General features: G+C 45.0%; 16 protein-coding genes and 2 tRNA genes. All 18 read right to left on the reverse strand.

The genetic code is table 11. The features are described from left to right. Positions 1-7: 7 nt before the first annotated feature. Positions 8-1,021: a protein kinase domain-containing protein gene (locus EV213_RS19035; RefSeq protein WP_133582164.1), complete on the reverse strand. Its 1,014-nt coding sequence runs from the start codon at positions 1,019-1,021 to the stop codon at positions 8-10. Further along, positions 996-1,742, reverse strand: a complete 747-nt coding sequence (locus tag EV213_RS19040; RefSeq protein ID WP_133582165.1) for a VWA domain-containing protein — start codon at positions 1,740-1,742, stop codon at positions 996-998. Before EV213_RS19040 ends, EV213_RS19035 begins: the two co-directional genes overlap by 26 nt. A gap of 65 nt (positions 1,743-1,807) precedes the next feature. Continuing rightward, positions 1,808-4,276: a stage II sporulation protein E gene (spoIIE, locus tag EV213_RS19045; RefSeq protein ID WP_133582166.1), complete on the reverse strand. Its 2,469-nt coding sequence runs from the start codon at positions 4,274-4,276 to the stop codon at positions 1,808-1,810. A gap of 559 nt (positions 4,277-4,835) precedes the next feature. Next, positions 4,836-4,907: transfer RNA gene (locus EV213_RS19050), tRNA-Glu, on the reverse strand. A 10-nt stretch (positions 4,908-4,917) separates the two neighbouring features. Next, positions 4,918-4,994: transfer RNA gene (locus EV213_RS19055), tRNA-Met, on the reverse strand. Between the two features lie 1,040 nt (positions 4,995-6,034). Continuing rightward, a complete protein-coding gene (locus tag EV213_RS19060) occupies positions 6,035-6,508 on the reverse strand; it encodes a S1 domain-containing RNA-binding protein (protein WP_133582167.1) in 474 nt (157 codons plus the stop codon). A gap of 74 nt (positions 6,509-6,582) precedes the next feature. Continuing rightward, complete coding sequence (locus EV213_RS19065; RefSeq protein WP_166639422.1) at positions 6,583-6,966, reverse strand: FtsB family cell division protein; 384 nt, start codon at positions 6,964-6,966, stop codon at positions 6,583-6,585. 11 nt (positions 6,967-6,977) lie between these two features. Continuing rightward, positions 6,978-7,571 (reverse strand): spore cortex biosynthesis protein YabQ, encoded by a 594-nt coding sequence (gene yabQ, locus EV213_RS19070; protein WP_133582169.1) that lies wholly within the window; start codon positions 7,569-7,571, stop codon positions 6,978-6,980. After that, a complete protein-coding gene (yabP, locus tag EV213_RS19075; protein ID WP_243740275.1) occupies positions 7,568-7,870 on the reverse strand; it encodes a sporulation protein YabP in 303 nt (100 codons plus the stop codon). The genes yabQ and yabP overlap by 4 nt, the downstream gene beginning before the upstream one ends. Before the next feature lie 58 nt (positions 7,871-7,928). Next, complete coding sequence (locus tag EV213_RS19080; RefSeq protein WP_133582171.1) at positions 7,929-8,186, reverse strand: RNA-binding S4 domain-containing protein; 258 nt, start codon at positions 8,184-8,186, stop codon at positions 7,929-7,931. Next, positions 8,183-9,652 carry a bifunctional methyltransferase/pyrophosphohydrolase YabN gene (gene yabN / locus EV213_RS19085; protein WP_424923084.1) on the reverse strand — a complete coding sequence of 490 codons (1,470 nt, stop codon included), beginning with the start codon at positions 9,650-9,652 and terminating at the stop codon, positions 8,183-8,185. The genes EV213_RS19080 and yabN overlap by 4 nt, the downstream gene beginning before the upstream one ends. A gap of 15 nt (positions 9,653-9,667) precedes the next feature. After that, complete coding sequence (locus EV213_RS19090) at positions 9,668-11,185, reverse strand: polysaccharide biosynthesis protein (protein ID WP_133582172.1); 1,518 nt, start codon at positions 11,183-11,185, stop codon at positions 9,668-9,670. A 187-nt stretch (positions 11,186-11,372) separates the two neighbouring features. Beyond that, entirely contained in the window at positions 11,373-11,906 is a 534-nt protein-coding gene (gene spoVT / locus EV213_RS19095) for a stage V sporulation protein T (RefSeq protein ID WP_133582173.1), read from the reverse strand. A gap of 188 nt (positions 11,907-12,094) precedes the next feature. After that, on the reverse strand, positions 12,095-15,628 hold the full coding sequence (gene mfd / locus EV213_RS19100) for a transcription-repair coupling factor (protein ID WP_133582174.1): 3,534 nt from the start codon (positions 15,626-15,628) through the stop codon (positions 12,095-12,097). 118 nt (positions 15,629-15,746) lie between these two features. Beyond that, positions 15,747-15,974, reverse strand: a complete 228-nt coding sequence (locus EV213_RS19105; RefSeq protein WP_166639423.1) for an anti-sigma-F factor Fin — start codon at positions 15,972-15,974, stop codon at positions 15,747-15,749. Positions 15,975-16,028: 54 nt separating this feature from the next. Further along, entirely contained in the window at positions 16,029-16,601 is a 573-nt protein-coding gene (gene pth / locus EV213_RS19110) for an aminoacyl-tRNA hydrolase (RefSeq protein ID WP_133582176.1), read from the reverse strand. Between the two features lie 126 nt (positions 16,602-16,727). Beyond that, a complete protein-coding gene (locus EV213_RS19115) occupies positions 16,728-17,366 on the reverse strand; it encodes a 50S ribosomal protein L25/general stress protein Ctc (RefSeq protein ID WP_133582177.1) in 639 nt (212 codons plus the stop codon). A 98-nt stretch (positions 17,367-17,464) separates the two neighbouring features. Continuing rightward, entirely contained in the window at positions 17,465-18,421 is a 957-nt protein-coding gene (locus EV213_RS19120) for a ribose-phosphate diphosphokinase (RefSeq protein ID WP_133582178.1), read from the reverse strand. Positions 18,422-18,429 lie beyond the last annotated feature (8 nt).

Here is an 18,429-nt window from a genome sequence, read left to right on the forward strand (position 1 = left end):
TAGTTTTTTATGATCCTCCTAATAGCAGCATACAGACATAAAACGCAACCAGTAAAACACCTATCCAAACGACTTCCTGTACGACCCGCTTAAACGGATGAATTCTCTTTTTCTTTGTCGCCTTCGCCTTCACTCGCGTACGCCCAGCTCTCGTTTGAGTGAGCGGCGGGGATTGAGGCTGCGACTTTGGAGACTGCCTTTTTTTCTCTTCCTGCGCATAAGTACTCATTAAAGTTGTTAACGCATACTGCATATCCATTGCTCTGACATATTTTCCGCTGAGTGCATGAATAATAATGGGTTCATAAGGAGAATTTAACCGTTGAACACGTGCCTTCAAGGTATTTAAATCATCCCCAGGCTGCCTGCGAAAGCGTCGACCATACAAGGCATGAAGCATAATCATGCCAACAGCAAATACATCGTAGGAGGGCTCTGCCTTCCTTGTACCAGCTGACCAAAACCCACGATCGTAAAATTCGGTGAACTCTTTAATCGCCCTGCCGATTTTTGTTGTGCCTCCCACATCTAATAAACGAACACGAGGCGGAGAGACCATCACTTTTAAATTATCTGGCTTTAAATCCCCAAACACCCACCCTGCATTATGCAGCTTGTCGAGATCGGACAACAGCTGAACGACGAGTACACCTAACCAAAAGGACTCTCTGCTTTGAAGAAAGCCTAGAAAGGGCTCCCCTGAGATATATTCCATCACATAAAAAGGAACAGGCTGCCCGCCTGCTCCTACGAGCCAATCATCCACGTCGATCAAGTCAGGACCAACCTTTGATCCGCCCATTCGTGAAAAGTGCTGAAGGACGTTGACTTCCGCCGTCACCGAATATCCTTGATCACTTATTTTTAAAGCGAGCTTTTTGCCACGCCGCTCAGCAAGATACACCGTTCCCGTTGCCCCTCGCCCAATTGTGCGTAAAACTTTGTAACGATGTCCATTCCATTTGCCTGTAATGGTTTCGCCTGGTCGCGGGCTTCTATTCTGCTTTTTCTCTGTAGTCATAGTCGTCCGCCACTTCTTCCCGACGTCGCTTCCGTTTCTGCGTCACAGGAAATGCGTTAAGGGCCAACTTGAGCGCGGGACCTGTTGGCGTAATGCCTCCAGAAGTCAGCTTTGGAAACACATTTGCCACAGAGGTCAAATCCGGTGTCCATGGCATCAGCTCATCAGCCGCTTGTTTTTTCCCGGGAAATACTTTTAAGCAAAATGAATTATTCCCACTTCTTGCGCTTAAACTCACGGACAAATCAAGCAAGGCCTCTTTAACCATCTGGAGCTTCGATTTCATACTAGCGCTCACATCAACGAGGACGACAATTTGAAGTTCTGACGTCTCTCCAAGTTCTTCAACGACCTCTACAATCTCGCCACGCTGCGCCGGTGGAAGCTCCTCAAGGGCATGCTCCTTACCAAGAATTGAGGTTAGCTCTTTATTAATCACCCCTTGCAACGTTTGTGTCATTGCTTGACGTGTGACCATTTGCACCGTTTGCGAAAGTTGCTCTGACTGAACGATCTGACTGACTCCACCCCCTGCTTCGGCAATCCCTTCCACCTCTTCGAGACCATCATCGCTTCTAGCATAATCATCTAAAATGCCAATGACATTCACAGTCACCCCATGCTCTCTGGCGAGCAAAGCAATCTCTTGAGGGTCCTCCCCTTCGTTTGAACATCCATCCGTAATCAGCAAAATTTGCTTTAACGTACCTCGTTTGTTCATTACGAGCACCTTCTTCGTTTTTACCACCATCTTTGACGATGGACAAACATTCTATACGTTGAAAGCTACTGCGCCTTTTTGTCGTGCGCTGAAAAGGTGGACCACCGTGGATGATTGTGAGCAATTTTTGTAACAGCCACCGTCATATCATCCTCGATCTGACCTTGACGAGTGCGAATCACTTCCTCCATTAGCAAGTCCGCGATGTCCTGCGGATCCTCTGTGTCAAGTTCTTTAATTTTCCTTCTCATCCAAATATCATAATTTTCAACATGCTTTGGTCCTTCAAAAATGCCGTCACTCATCATAATCAACAGATCACCCGCTTTTAGAGACTGATGGATGATATCGACATCAAATTCACGCAGAATGCCAATCGGCAAATTGCCTGATTCTATTTTAAATACCTGAGACCCCCGTTTTAGATAGCTTGGCGTTGAGCCAATTTTTATAAATTTCGCGCTTGCGTCCTGCAAATCAATCATCGCCAGATCAAGCGTTGAAAACATCTCTTCATTCGTTCGCAAAGCGAGTACAGAATTGACGGATTTGATTGCAATGCGCTCCTCAATCCCTGATTGAAGTATGCTTTGTAGCAGCTGTAAGGTTTCGGTGCTTTCTTGGTGTGCTCGCTCCCCGTTGCCCATGCCATCACTAATGGCAATGGCATATTTGCTTTTATTCAAGTGAACCGCTGAATAGCTGTCTCCTGATACCCATGCGCCTCCTTTGGCCGCATTCGCCATCCCTGTTTCAATTTTGTACCGCTGGTTTGAAGCGAATGTCATAAAACATGGGCCATTGGCTTGTACGGATTGCTCTTCCTTCCGCAACACAATCGTCTCCTGAAGAATATCAGATAAAATGGGCGCAATAATTTTGTCCGCCTCTCCATATTCAAAAGAAGCTGGGACAGTCATTTCAATGTCCACGTTGCCTTGCTCCAATGAGTAAATATCCACTTGATCAATTTCAATCCCTAGACCTTCTAGGGTTTCTAAAATAACTTCTTCATGACTTTGGTGATGGTCACGCTCGCGTTGGATTTCTTTCGCAAAATCTCCCATCACCTGAGACACGCCAAGAAGCTGTTCAGCCACAAGCTGACGGCTTTCCTGCATCTGTTTCTTCAAATGTAAGTTCGCATGGTGAAAGGCCATTTCCTTCTGCATCACCTCAAGCACACGGTCAGGCTTTATGCAGTGTTGATTCCACTCTCGTTTCAGGCGAGGGTCTTTAATCGTTTCACTAGTTTCCATTTCACGCATCGTGCCTTGCATAAGACCATAGGTTTGATCAAAGTTTTTTGCCCAGCACTGATTCTTTTTGAAGCAGGTTTGGCACGTCTTTTCTGTCACATGACTGAGAAAATAATCCACCTCTTCATCAGACTCTTCTTGAGCAGGCTTCTGCAGATGTGTGGAAAAGCTCGTTGAAAGGGTTTGGAACAATTGGGAGAACTGCTCGACACGCCCCGCCGTCACATCACGTACCTTACGCAAATATTGCTGCTGCACATGCGCATGCTCCTGAGTACCAGGTATAAATCGCGCCAGCCGGTCAGTAACGATTGACGGCGTAATCATGAGCAACCCGATGGCAACGACAGACTCCATGATTAACGGTGCTAAGCCAGAAATATCATGCATATACATGCCAATAAGCAATGTTGCCAAAATAAGACCAAGCCCAACACCGGGCCTCCTCCCTTCCCTTAATAGCCCACCTAAAAGACCCGATAAGGCAAGCAAACTAAGCTGATACATATTTCCTATTTGCGCAAGACTTAGAATGAGACCTGTGACGACCCCTACCGTTGTTCCGACCGTTGCCCCTGCACTAAGGGCGAGAAGCAGCACAAGATAACGGGATAGCATATGCTCTATAGATAACCCGTACAACGTCCAGCCAATCGTTCCTGTAAGAACAGATGCAGCCAGTATAATACAGCAGATAATCTCTTCATTTTTCAGGACGGTTCTGCGCCTACGCATACTAAGCAATGGGACGGTCTGCAAAAAGATCATCGTTAACACAAAGCTTAGCCCTGCCTCGACCATTGCCACCCAAATGGCTAAGGAATCTACCGTTTGAGTATACATAAATGTAATGCTAATTCGACCTGCAAACGTTGCCAACATGACGGCAAGCGGAAGCACTTTTCCTTGTCGTTTAACCAGTTTTCTTAGAATGCCTAAGAACAGTAGAAAGTAAAAAATCGACGCCCCTGCATACAACCCCTGCGACATAGAGGCCATCGTCGCTCCTAAAAGCAAACCTACGGTGGTGAGCGCGGTCTTTTCCTTTTTCATTACAAATACCGCTGCAAAAAAAGCCGCTGCAAAAGGCGCAACCGTAGAGAGAATTAATGCTCGTCCCAACAAAAAGCTAATTAAAAACAACAATCCCCCCGAATGGACGAACAAATGAATGAACCGTTTCTTTGCTTTATCCTTGAGCCCAAACACATGCTTTCGACGCTTCATGAACGATTCAGGCTTTTGTAAAGGCACACCGCTTTCCGCTTTTTGCATAGTCTACGTCCTCTCCCCCGTGTCATTTGCAGATCATTATACGCTCGCCTATCTGAAAGTTTTTGTCACAATGGGCGGCGCTTGCAAAAAACCGTTCGACGTTTTTTTGGACACTTCCACAAAGAAAATGACCAAACCAGCAAACCGTTCGTCATTAGTGCTCTTTTTCCTGCCAATGTTTTAAGGCGAATTACGTATTGTTTTGTAAAATGGAAACGTTCGATCTCGTTAATGATTATAGGGAACTACAGGAGTGGAAAACGAATGATGTGATTGATTTAAAAAAGGAGAGGGCACTGGCAGTCGTGTGCGACCAGATAGTTTGCGGATATCATACGTGCAAAAAAGCATACGGTTGTATTTTTGGAGACATGTGTCGTTGTTTCGAAGGAATAAAGAGTAGATAGCCATTTGACAAGACCTTTCAACACTACAAGTAGCGTATTTCGGGGTCTTTTGTCGCTACCAAGGGTCTGCGTCTTCTAATTGAATAGACCTTTTTCTCAGCATCCACACCATGAAAAAAAGACCTGCAATAGTTGCAGATCCTTTTTCTAGATGACCCGTACGGGATTCGAACCCGTGATACCGCCGTGAAAGGGCGGTGTCTTAACCACTTGACCAACGGGCCATATATGTAATGGTAGCGGCGGAGGGGATCGAACCCCCGACCTCACGGGTATGAACCGTACGCTCTAGCCAGCTGAGCTACACCGCCACATGGTCTGTTTCAAACAGCACAAGTTATATTGTATTCAATTCGTTTTCGAATGTCAATCATTATTTTTCGGCTGATGAGAAACGCTCGCTTTCACCCTGAAGTGCATAAGGGCAACATCGACTCGAAGTATGCTTCGTCGTGTTTTCTTTACACCTGAAGTCTCGCTAGTGGCAGCTTTCAATGATGCACTCATTTTTTATGATGTGATAAGAGCTAAAAAGAGCTCATCTAGTGCTTAACGTCTAGAAGTCAGCTTCATTACTGAAAGACGACCTTTTAGTAATACAGGATTGTGAGCACCGGCACCATTCCTATTTTCTAAATACAGCAGACGTTGTTTTGAAGAGGTCCATTAATCTTTTTCACCTTGCATCAATTCAAGTACAGCAAGCGTTGAAGTTGATTTTGCACTGCCCAAGTTGTCTAAATTACTGCACTAGGTGATATAACTTCGCATGAAACGATACGGTTACTTGTCTAGTTTGGTTACGACAAGTATTAACTCACTTTTCCATTTTCTCCATTATACGAGACCAATAAATAAAAAAACAGTTTACGCAGAAACAAGCATCAGCGCAGTCAAAATACGCTGACTCCTGCGGGAAAAGCGCGAGCTGAAGATCCCCATGGACAGCTTGCTTTCCATGGTAGCTGAAGCCGTGCCCGGCGGTAAAGAAAACACGACGAGAGGCTTTTCTGAGTCGATGTTGACCTTATACCATTTATGGTGCAAGCGAAGTATTTTGACGAAGCAGTCGTGTTTTCTTTACACCCTAAAGGGCACAAGTGCATCATCGATTCGAAAGTACCTCATCATGTTTCCAAAATACATAAGATGTCAATCAATCTATGTCGCCTTGCTTCCACCCAGGCACAATCAGCGATGAAAGTGATGTTTGCACTGCGAAAGTCGTCTTAGATAAGCGTTTTCATTCAACCTGATTCCTAGTGGTGACAAACTTTTTCTACGCTCAGAAATAAACACCCGCATCTGCGAGTGTTTATTTCTTTATACTATATTAATAAGCAGCAAGTTGTTACCCTCTTTTTGCGCCTCTGCCACCGCGCTTAGATTCGTTGTTTCGTTTAAGGGATGATAGACGGTCTTCACTGTCCTTTAAGAAACGGCTCATCTTGGATTCAAAATTATCGGGTGGTGCAGGTGCGCCACGTCGACCGCCGCCACCACGTGGACCACCGCCGCCTCTAGGTCCGCCACCGCCACTACTGCTTCTCGGACGGAACGGAGGACGATCACTTTTTTCCCGTTCTTCGTTCTCTTTTGCCTTCTTAATGGAGAGACCAATTTTGCCGTCCTTCTCCACGTTCAAGACCTTCACTTCTACTTTATCGCCGACCTTGAGTACATCTTTAATATCTTTTACATATGTGTCAGCAACTTCGCTGATATGCACAAGACCAGTGGTACCTCCAGGCAACTCAACGAAAGCACCAAAGTGGGTAATCCCTGTAACTGTTCCTTGCAACTTGCTGCCTACTTCGATTGACATAAAAAAAATGCTCCTCCTTAAACGCAGATAAGAAATGAAATGTGTCTTTATTATACTAATCGCTTTTAGAGGTGTCAATAAGAGGGATTTTCAGATGAGCGTTTAAAAATAATTTCGTCGTCCTTGGAATAGAAATAATCACGACGCGCAACATCTAATACGTAGTCCTCATTTTGCAGGTTCATTACTTCCTCAGAAAGCGTTTGTTTTTGAGTCTCTAATTGGTCGGTCTGTGCCTGTAATTCTTCAATATATGCGCTTTTCTCGGAAACGTTCCCTGCTTGATGGAACAATGCGTTCACCATAAACAAGAGCAGGCCTGCAGCCAGTACACTAAACACAACAAGGCGTCTCATTAACCCTTTTCGTCTCTTTACTAGACGTTGTTGCTTCTGTTTTTCTTGGTGTACATAGGCGGATTCTAAGTGGGTTATTTTCGGCTTTTTTAGTGCACTCACTTGCATTCCTCCTACTTTCGAAGTTTTTTAACTAGTTGTGTGATTGTATTCTTGAAGGACATGCATTTTCCTGCCACGACAACAAAATGCTGTCTAGTTTTTATCGGCAACAATCGCCATATCAACAGTAAACCCCAGCGAATCGGGAGAAAAAAAACGATTCTCAGGAGATGGTAGAGAATTTTGCCAATGCCTCCGACAATAAATGCAATGATTGCCCAGATCACACTTGCGACCCAAACAATGGGTCGGATGATTAGGAGCAAACAGGCTTGTCTCAAAATACGAACTAAAGTAAGTATACATGAAAGCAAGGCATTAAGCATGGTTAAATATGCTCTTTTTAACAGGGTTTGATACATCGATACGCCAAGCAGCATAGCCAGCAAAAGATAAAACCTTAGTTCCCCATAATTAACATGCCAAAGCAAAAAGAAAACAAGGACCCCTTGCAGGACCCAGAAGATAATATCGTGTAGCCCCTTCATCCACATATTGCGAATATAATGACGCCAAATACGCTTGTAGGTATCAACGGAAAGCCCTACCCAAATGCCTGCAGCGACCATAGCCAATAAGGAGGCCATTTGAAGTGTAATGGTCATTTGAATAGTTTTCCAAACAATCCTTTGGCTTTTTCTGACTGCTGCTCGTCCAAGTAGACTAAGTCGTAAATCTTTCCGCGGATCGATACATTTCCTTGCTCAACGTCGAGGTTTTTCATTTGCAGGTTTTGTCCTCGAATCGCTAAATACCCCATTGTCGTCACTAAGAGAAATTCTTCATTGTCAAAGCTATCCACTTGTTTCACACCGGTAATCTCTAAGTATTTTCTGTTTTTCATAATGATATTATGGTCCGGTGTGTCCCTATGCGCTGTGCCCATTTGTTGAGATTGACTCATGTCTTCATCCCTCTCTTTCATTCTTACGTTATTCCGAAAAGAGAGGGTTTAGAACAAGCTACTCTTCTTGCTTTTCTTCAAGGATGGTGTACATTTGTCCCGCTTCTTCCTTCCTTGATGTTTCAGTAAGCTTATCAATTCGCGCGACTACCGTCCGATTGCCATACCGAATGGACATGGTGTCGCCTTCCTTCAAAGTACTGCTAGCCTTTGCCGTTTGACCGTTGATGGCGATCCGCCCTTGATCCGCTACTTCTTTCGCCAATGTCCGGCGTTTGATCAACCGCGAAACCTTTAAAAATTTATCTAATCTCATTTGTTTTCCTCCTCTTTTTTTGCCTCTTCCCAATACACATCAAGCTCATCAAGCGTGTGCTCCTCAAAGGGCTTTGTCGCTCCTTCTACTTTCTGTTCAATGTAACGGAAGCGTCGGTTAAATTTTTGTACCGTCTTCATCAGCGCAGCTTCAGGTTGAATATTGTAATGACGGGCAATGTTAATAAAGGCAAATACCGTGTCGCCCCATTCCTCTTCTCGCCTAGACGGTTCGACGCCAGCAAACTCTTCCTCAAGCTCATGGATTTCTTCCTTCACTTTTTTCCATACATCTGCAGCATCGTCCCAATCAAAGCCTGATTTCGCCGCTTTTTTCTGTATCTCATAGGCTTGGAGAAGAGTCGAGGCTGCGGCAGGGATGCCATCCAAGCGAGACGTTTTGTGTTCTAATTCGCCCTTTTCTTCCTGTTTAATGCGCATCCAGTTTGAGTGAATTTCCTCTTCGGTAAGGTTTTGCTCGTTTCCAAACACATGGGGATGACGGCGTATCATTTTCGTCGCCAAGGCAGCAACAACATCTTCTAGAGAGAAACGCCCTTCGTCCTCTCCAATTTGGGCATGGAGCAGCACTTGCAAGAGGATATCTCCAAGCTCGTCCGCTAAATGCTCATCGTCCTCGTCATCAATCGCGTCCCAAACCTCATACGTCTCTTCCAGCAAAAACGGCTTCAGGGAGGCATGGGTCTGTTTCTTATCCCATGGACAGCCATCCGGGCCCCTTAGCGTCGCAATGATCTCACGCAAAGAAGCGAAATCACGAGACCGCTGCGTGCGTTCATTTAATGGTGGCAGATACAACGTTGTGACATCGGTGAAGCGGTCTTCATGGTCAAGCTCATGAAGCGGCACCCATGCTTTTACTTCTTCTGTAGATCCTGCAGCCGTGACCACACACACCTCTGCCTCTGGCGGCCATTTCTCTAGGAGCTGAAGCTTGACGTCTGAAGCCATAAACCGATTGAAGACTTGCATAATAAAGAGGTGGGTTTGAACATCGAGACTTTTCCAATCAAAGGACATACCATCCACTAACTGAAAGCCATCAATTGGATCGATCGCAAGCGTTGCAAACATACTATCGAGAAAGCTCTGACCACCAATGACTTCAATTTGCACATTGTGAAGTGGTCCTTGCTCGAGCAGTTGCTTCACACTCGCTTCTGCCACTAGTGGGTGGCCGGGCACAGCATAAACAATGTCATGCTTTTCTTTCACTTCGCTCAATAAACGTGCCGTAATTGCTTCATACACCTCTTCGAATTGATCCGCGCTTTCGTAAATCTCATCAAACGAATAGACAGTGTCTCGCTTCTCAGCAATCATCGTTGCCGATGGGTGCTGAAGCGTACGCATGTAGAGAGCTGGTGCATTCAGTAGTGTTTCATAGACGCCAATGGTCATTTGGGACGGATCATGCGCCCCTAACCCAGCGATTCGAATTTTCATTACGATGGTCACTCCTTATTTAAACAAACGAAATCCCTTTCGTTCGTCAGCATGTAGCAAGATAAAATACGTGCAGATGGCATATGTAAGTGCGCCAATAAAAACCCCACCAAACGCAACGAAGGCTGCACTGGCCCGATCATGCCAAGGGGACATCACACGTTCCCACACAGCAAGCGTTGCACACATCGCCGTTAAGCCTATGAGCACCCGGAAAAAGCGGAAAGATTGCCATTGTATCCATTGCCTCTTCCTTAAATAAACAAGCAGTATCACTGCCACGACACCGATACCAATCAATGTCGCAACGGATGCACCAAGGATCCCAATGCTTGGCACAAAAACGACATTGCCTATCGTTTTCACTAGCAACCCCGCGCCGACAATGGCTACAGCAATAGATCCTTTGCCAATTCCCTGCAAGAGGCTAACGGCAACAATAACGACAAGAAAAAATCCTGTTGAAACACAAAACACGGCAAGTGCCACTGAGCCATCATTGCTTCCGAAGAGCATGACGTTAATCGGCTCGATTAACCAGAAGAGCCCAGCCGCTGCAGCAGACCCAATCCAAAATACCCACTGGATAGCCTTTGTGGCCAACGTACGAAGCTCTATCCGCTTGTTGGTTGTTAAGAGCTCACCTACCTTTGTTATGAGAGCAACAGATAAAGCGACTCCTACTGTTGTACATAGTTGCAACAACGGCTGCCCACGGTCAAAGTAAGCTTTTTCCTGCTGAGCCTGAATAGGTTCTCCAAAAACCTCAAGCAATGACGGATAAAGTGTGAGGGCATCCACTGCCTGAAAAGCAATCGGAAGCATGCTGTTCAAACAGATAACAAGACCTGTACCAAATAAAGCAACGGCCGCTTTTTTGTAAGAAGATTGACGCGCAACGAGCCCACCATACGCGCCTCTATCGACTTGACCGTTGTTTATCTTTACAACAACTAGTGCAACCAACATCCCAATCAGCGAAGCGACAACTGCCCAATACCCTGCTTCATACACATCAATTGATGCAAACCAAAGGAGCGCAAGCAAAATTCCGCCGACACGAATGGCTTGTTCAATCATCTGTGATAAAGACAAGCGAACGGCTTCTTCTCTATAAACGAGCAACCCTCGATACATAGACAAAAATGGCACAAAAACAAAGACGAACGCACTTGCTTGAAACAGTGGAACGAGCTGACTATCTTTTAGCCATTCCCCCAATGGAGCAGCCAGTAACCAAGCAAGCACTGCTGTAAGCCAACTGCCAGCAAAAAGCAGCTGCCGAGCCGCTAAAAACAGCTCTGATCGTTGCATCGTAGTGGTCTCTTTGGCAAGCATTTGAGCCATAATCACCGGAAATCCATATGTACTGATTGTAACAGCCACTCCTAGAATCGGGTAAACCTGTTGATATACATAATAGCCAACATCACCAGCTATATTTTGATAGGCGACGCGGTAGAGCGCAGCCATCACTTTGACCACAAGTCCTGCGACGACAAGCCATATTGTGCCTTTGAACAACTTAGACAACGACGTTCCTCCAAAAAAACAGCATCCAATCTATGTGTAGTATACCAAACAACGGTCCTGCGGATGACATCAAGTGTAGACCCCAGATCCAACAGGCGGTTTCTGAACGAAATAGAAAAACTGCACATCCACGCGAGACTGGTGAACCACCAATATCCCACGTGCATGTGCAGCTTTAAAGGTCTTTCTATTCCATTTGACGAGCGAGGAAACTTGCTGCCGTTTCAGCAATTTTTTCTTCCGTATGGCCGATCGTCTCATCTTCTTTCGATAAAATCATCACAGCACCAATCGGGTCTCCGTTCGCAATGATAGGGCTGATAATGTACGAGGCAAGCTCTTCATCAATGCCATCGATAATTTGTATCGACCCTTTTTGTCCACGGACAGAGCTACGCCCATCCATCGATTTTTCCACTTCACTGCCAACATTTTTATTCAGATAATCCTTTTTTGACCCACTGGATACCGCAATAAAAGTGTCACGATCTGCAATGATGACGATATGGCCTGTGCTGTCGTGGATCGCGTCTGCGTATTCCTTTGCAAAATCACCAAGCTCTGAGATTGGAGAATATTTCTTTAAAATGACTTCCCCGTCTCTGTCTACAAAAATTTCGAGAGGATCTCCTTCACGAATTCGCAGAGTTCTACGAATTTCCTTCGGGATGACCACTCGGCCAAGATCATCAATTCGTCGGACAATTCCAGTCGCTTTCATAGATCATTGCCTCTCTTTCAAGAAGATGGTTATGTTAGGTGCTTAGCTCTTCACTTGTGCCACTCACCACTATCTTGACCTTATTATCCAACACTGCCAGCGTTCTATACATCATTCTGTAAAAAATCCATTTTTCACGATGATTTCCTGTTCGGCATTGCGCGGTATGCAGGTGGTTCTCGTTATGTTTACTGAACAACTTCTTCTCTACGCACCTCGGACAGATGAGCAATGAGACGCTCAAGCAGATCAAAAGCAGAGGAAGCTGTCACATTAGATGGATCGACGATCAACTTGATTTTTTGTCCCTCTGTGCCTACACGTGCAGCTCGACCAAAACTGCTTACAAAATCAAACAGCTTGCTTGCATTCGTCCCTTGCGTGCCCTCCGTCGTAAGCAAGGCAATGAGCTGTCCGTTCTCTTCTGCAATTTTTTCCACTTGCTGCTGACTCGCGAGTAAACGCAGTCGTGTAACAGTGAACAAGTCGGTGACTTCTTTAGGGAACTCACCAAAGCGATCAATCATCTCATCTTGCAAGTCACGAATTTCTTCCAGAGAAGACACACCTTTAAATCGTTTGTACATATCAATCTTTTGACGTTCGTCAGCAATATAAGCTGCTGGAATATAGGCATCTATATCGAGCTGCACTTCTGCTTCGACTTCCTTTTCAACAGGCTGCGCTTGATGCTTCCGCTCTTCAATGGCGTCCTGAAGCATCTGAGAATAAAGGTCGAAGCCAACAGAATCAATAAATCCATGCTGCTCAGCACCGAGCAAATTGCCCGCGCCTCGTATCGACAAATCACGCATAGCGATCTTAAAACCTGATCCAAGCTCGGTGAATTCTTTAATCGCATGAAGTCTCTTCTCAGCAACTTCAGAAAGAATTTTATCTTGATGATACGTAAAGTACGCATACGCCACCCGATTGGAACGTCCGACCCGTCCACGAAGTTGATACAGCTGGGAAAGACCCATTTTGTCCCCGTTGTACACGATCAATGTATTCACATTTGGAATATCGACTCCCGTCTCAATAATCGTCGTTGACACGAGAACATCGTATTCGCCCTCAAGAAAATCAAACATCGTGGTCTCGAGCTGGCTTTCGGTCAATTTTCCATGGGCATGAGCGACGCGTGCCTCAGGAACAAGCATCGAGATCTCCTCAGCTTTCCGTTCGATGTCCTCCACACGGTTGTAGAGGAAATACACCTGCCCGCCCCTTGCCAACTCCCTTTCAATGGATTCCTTGACGAACACTGTATTGTACTCCAATACATAGGTTTGCACAGGAAACCTGTTTTCAGGTGGGGTTTCAATGACAGACAAGTCACGAACACCTAGCATAGACATATGCAACGTTCTTGGAATTGGCGTTGCTGTCAAGGTCAAGACATCCACATTTGCTTTTAGTTTTTTGATCTTTTCCTTGTGAGTAACGCCGAAACGCTGCTCCTCATCGACGATAAGCAAGCCCAAGTCATGGTAGATCACGTCTTTTGAAAGCAAACGGTGCGTTCCAATCACTAAATCAATACTGCCTTGTTTCAACCCTTTAATTGTCTCATTCTGCTGCTTTTTCGTACGGAACCGACTGAGCAAGCCAATATTGATTGGATAGTCCTGAAAACGCTCCTTGATCGTCTCATAGTGCTGCTGTGCTAGAATCGTTGTTGGAACGAGAATGGCAACCTGCTTCTCACTCATAATAGCTTTAAATGCAGCCCGAATCGCTACTTCCGTTTTGCCATATCCAACATCACCACAAAGCAGTCTGTCCATTGGTCGCTCTTTTTCCATGTCTATCTTAATCTCTTCAATCGCACGTAGCTGATCTTCTGTTTCCTGATAGAGAAATTTTGCCTCAAACGACTGTTGCTCTTCTCCATCAATGGGAAACGCAAAACCTTTGCTTGCTTCCCTCGCTGCATAAATCTTAATGAGATCATCAGCGATGTCCTGCACAGACGAACGTACGCGCGTTTTTACTTTCTTCCAATCGTTTCCTCCGAGCTTATATACCTTTGGCTCTTTGCCTTCTGAGCCGACAAATTTCTGTACTTGATCAATTTGGTCAACAGGCACGTAAAGCTTGTCATCGCCAGAGTATCGTAATAGCAAATAATCTTTATGATTGCCCTTCATTTCAAGTGTTTCAATCCCGAGATATTTTCCGATCCCGTGATTCACGTGGACAACGTAATCGCCCACCTTTAGTTCTTGATAACTTTTGATACGTTCAGCGTTTGAAATTTTTTGCGGTCGCTTCATTTTTTTCGTTTGCTTTTTAAACAGCTCTTTTTCAGTGAGTACGGCTATTTTATTCGTACTGAGCTCGAACCCTGCGTTTAGATCACCTTTTACCACCTGGCATTGACCGGACAGCAAGGCGTCAATGTCACTGCGAGCAGACACATCAATTTGATAATCTTCCATAATTCGTTGCAAACGTTCTATGCGCTCATCATCAGCACCTAGGAAAACAACGGCATAGCCATTTTCCTTCCACCGATCCGTTTCTGTTTTTAATAAATTCATTTGCCCATGAAAATCCTGCATCGGCTTTGATAGCATGTTCACGACGTTTTGGGGATTGGTATGAGGAACATGCCGCAAAAACATCGAATAATAAATACATGGTGTGGTCGAAGATGATAGAAGATCTTGAAAGGTATGTGAAAAGGATAATTCCGAAACAGCTTTTCCTTGCTGCAGAAGGGATGTGTGCCATTCCCCTTCCTCTTGCTCTAAATTAGAGGACACTTCTTGAATTCGACCGATTTCGTCCATAAAAAGAACATGAGAATCGGACAAATAGTCAAAAAAGCTATGGGACGCAGGGTAAAGAAGAGACATGTATTTATACAGCTCAGGGAAGCGTGTTTTTTGTTTTAATAAATCAATATCGCGTCTTGTGTTTTCAGAAATATCTTTTTTTAATTCTTGGTTCTTCATTTTTCCCAAGGACGTGGTAAGTAGCTGTTCTAGACGTTGTGCTCCTAAGGCGTAATGCTCTTCCTGCAAGAGGATTTCTGTCGCCGGGCCAATCGAAAGCGATTCCACTTGCTCTTTAGAGCGCTGATCCTCCGCTTGGAAATAACGAATGGAATCTATTTCTGTATCAAAAAGCTCCACTCGAAAAGGAAATTCCTCTGTTAATGGGTAGACATCAAGTATGCCCCCACGCAAGCTGAATTCCCCAGGTGCAGACACCATGCCTACGCGGTCATATCCCATGTCAACAAGCTGCGAGAGCGCCTTCCCCAGATCAATGTCTTCTCCCGTTTTCAGATGTAATTGTGAAGCTTTCCACAATTGAGGTGGTGGCAATAGTCTGCGAAGACCTGCAACAGGTACGACATAAATCCCAGGCGTGCCTTGACTTAAATGGTTTAATGTTTCAATTCGTTGAGCCTTTAGCTCAGGACTGGCAACCGCTATTTCTGCGGCCATCAGTTCATTGACAGGGTAAAGATACACGTCCTCCGGCGCGATTAATTCTTGCAGGTCTTCGTACACCTTTTGTGCCTGAAACAAATTATGCGTAATGACAAGCTGAGATCGCTTCGTATCCGAATACAATGAAGCCATCATGACACTGCGTGAAGAGCCGGACAAACCTGCTACCATTTGCTCACGCAATCCTTTATCTAACCCATCTATCACAGACCGTACTTCTTTGTTTTCTAGCATGGCATGTCGCAGTCCTATCATTGCAGGACCTCCTTGCTGCCCATTTTCATAAACCAAAATCCTCTCTTCTTAAAGTCGCTTTGTTCTCAATGTTTAAACAGAAAAATGCTTTGGCTTCTGCTCAGCCAAAGCTTTTCCACTATTGTATAAACCGCTCTAGCTGATGAAACTCTGGTGATACAGCGAGTGCCTCTTGACAACTTTCGCAGATGCATTGCACGTAAGTTTCTCCAGCTGGACCATCCTGTAACATCGTATGCTGTTCCTCCACTGATAACTCCGTAAAGCCTAACCGACGTTTGATATGATCCGTTTTCGGCAAACGACCTACTTCGACACCACAATGACGGCACCGATAGACGAACATTTCCATCCCTCCTGGCATCATTTCTATCACCAGTATGGACGGGGACGCTGTCGATTATTCGGCAGGACGCTGATTAAACCGATTCATCACTTGATCAAACTCGGTATTAGCCCATTCCTCACAGGCGTCTGCAGCATGAGCCACCGCATTGTCAATCGCTGCCTGCTCATTCGGCTCAAAAGGTTGTAGCACATAATCAATGACTGGCATATGACCTTGTGGCCGCCCTACACCCATTCGAATCCGCTTAAAGGATTTTGTGCCTAAATGAGAAATTAATGATTTCATACCATTATGACCTCCCGCGCCACCTTGAAGGCGCAAACGAATACGACCCGTTTCAAGGTCCATATCGTCATACACGACGAGAACATCATCTGTCTCTAATGAATAAAAATCTAACAACGGGCGCACGCATTCTCCTGATAAATTCATAAAGGTGAGCGGTTTTACGAGCAGCAGAGACTCGTTTTGCACGAACACTTTATCGTATACGCCATTGTATTTCTGTTTTTTCAAAGTGGATCCATGCCGCTTTGCCAGTTCATCAATGACCATAAAACCAATATTATGCCGGGTAAACTCGTACCGTGCCCCAGGGTTCCCTAATCCAACAATACATTTCACTGCACGTACCTCCACGTCAGCCGCTTCAATCTATCAATTTCTACAAAAGGCGTCCCTTAAATTCAAGGCACGCCTTTGTCTGATTAACCTGGTGAAAATTCACCGGTTCTAAACTAAACCATTATTCTAGTCTTCTTTATTCTCTGTTTCGCTTCCTTCTGAAGCTGCTTCTTCATCAGCAGCATCTTCTGTAGCGTCTTCAGGCTCTTCTTCAACTGTAGGTGGCTGAATTGTAACAATGGTTGCTTCCGCGTCTGTAAGAACTTCAAAAGCACCTGATGTTTTGATATCTCCCACACTGAGGGAATCGCCAATGTTCAATTCGCTAATATCCACAGTAATCTGCTCTGGCAGGTCAGCAGGCTTTGCACGTACGAGCAAAGTGTGTTCGATATGTTGCGCGACGCCACCTTCCTTAACACCGACAGAATCCCCTTCAATCGAGACTGTAACGTCTACTTCGACATCGGCATTCATATTGACGGCAATGAAGTCCGCATGAATGACTCTGTCCTTTAATGGGTCTGTTTGAATGTCATGGAGCATGACTTGAACTTTTTTCCCACCGTCAATGGAAAGATCCAACACGCCTGTGCGTCCTGCGTCACGCATGGTTTTTACAAATTCAGCATACTCGACAGCAACGGACGTATTCTCTGTTTTGTATCCATATACGATCGCAGGAAAATATCCTTTTGAACGTAAGCTTGTTAGTGATGATTGTTTATCTGCTTGTCTAGGTTTTGCATGTAGCGTATGTGCCATTTTGGTCACTCCTGTATGTTTGATATACCATTCTCTACATATCTAGATTCCCATCTTTTCTACTTCGCAAACAGTTGTTTTTGTTGTTTTGCATGAACTTAATCAAATAACGTACTCACTGATAGCTTTTCATGCACACGAATAATGGCTTCAGCAATTAATGGAGCCACAGAAAGCTCAGTGATTTTTTCAAACCGCTTTGACTCTGGAAGGGCGATAGAGTTCGTCACCACAAGCTCACTGATTCTCGAGCTTTGAATCCGTTCAATCGCTGGCCCAGAGAGTACGGGATGCGTACAACAAGCATACACTTCTTTTGCGCCATTTTCAATTAATGCATTGGCAGCAAGTGTAATCGTACCTGCAGTATCAATAATGTCGTCAATAAGAATCGCTGTTTTCCCTTCGACGTTTCCGACGATGTTCATTACTTCTGCAACATTTGGTTTTGGACGTCGCTTATCAATGATAGCGATCGGTGCCTTCAAGCGATCAGCCATTTTTCGTGCACGTGTCACCCCGCCGTGATCAGGAGAAACAATCACAAGATCCTCAAAATGCTTGGCTTCAAAGTAATCAGAAAGGATTGGTACACCTATCAGATGATCAATTGGAATGTCGAAAAAACCTTGAATTTGTGGTGCATGTAAATCTAACGTAATTAAACGCGTTGCACCAGCAGTTTCAATCAGGTTGGCAACAAGCTTCGACGTAATCGGCTCTCTCGCTCGGGCTTTCCGGTCTTGTCTGGCATAACCATAGTACGGAATAACGATGTTAATGGTTTTTGCTGAGGCGCGTTTAAGCGCATCAATCATGATCAAAAGCTCCATAATGTGCTGATTGACTGGATCAGATGTCGATTGAACAATATAGACATCGCAGCCTCTGATGCTCTCTTCAATATTGATCTGTATTTCTCCGTCGCTAAAGCGAGTTACTGAACAAGCCCCAAGCTCTGTACCGATAATGTCTGCGATTTCTTGTGCCAACTTTGGATTGGAATTCAATGTGAATACCTTTAGATTTGAGTCAAGGTATTGTTTTGACGACATGGTTTACC

It is taken from the genome of Aureibacillus halotolerans (assembly GCF_004363045.1).
GTDB lineage: Bacteria > Bacillota > Bacilli > Bacillales > DSM-28697 > Aureibacillus > Aureibacillus halotolerans.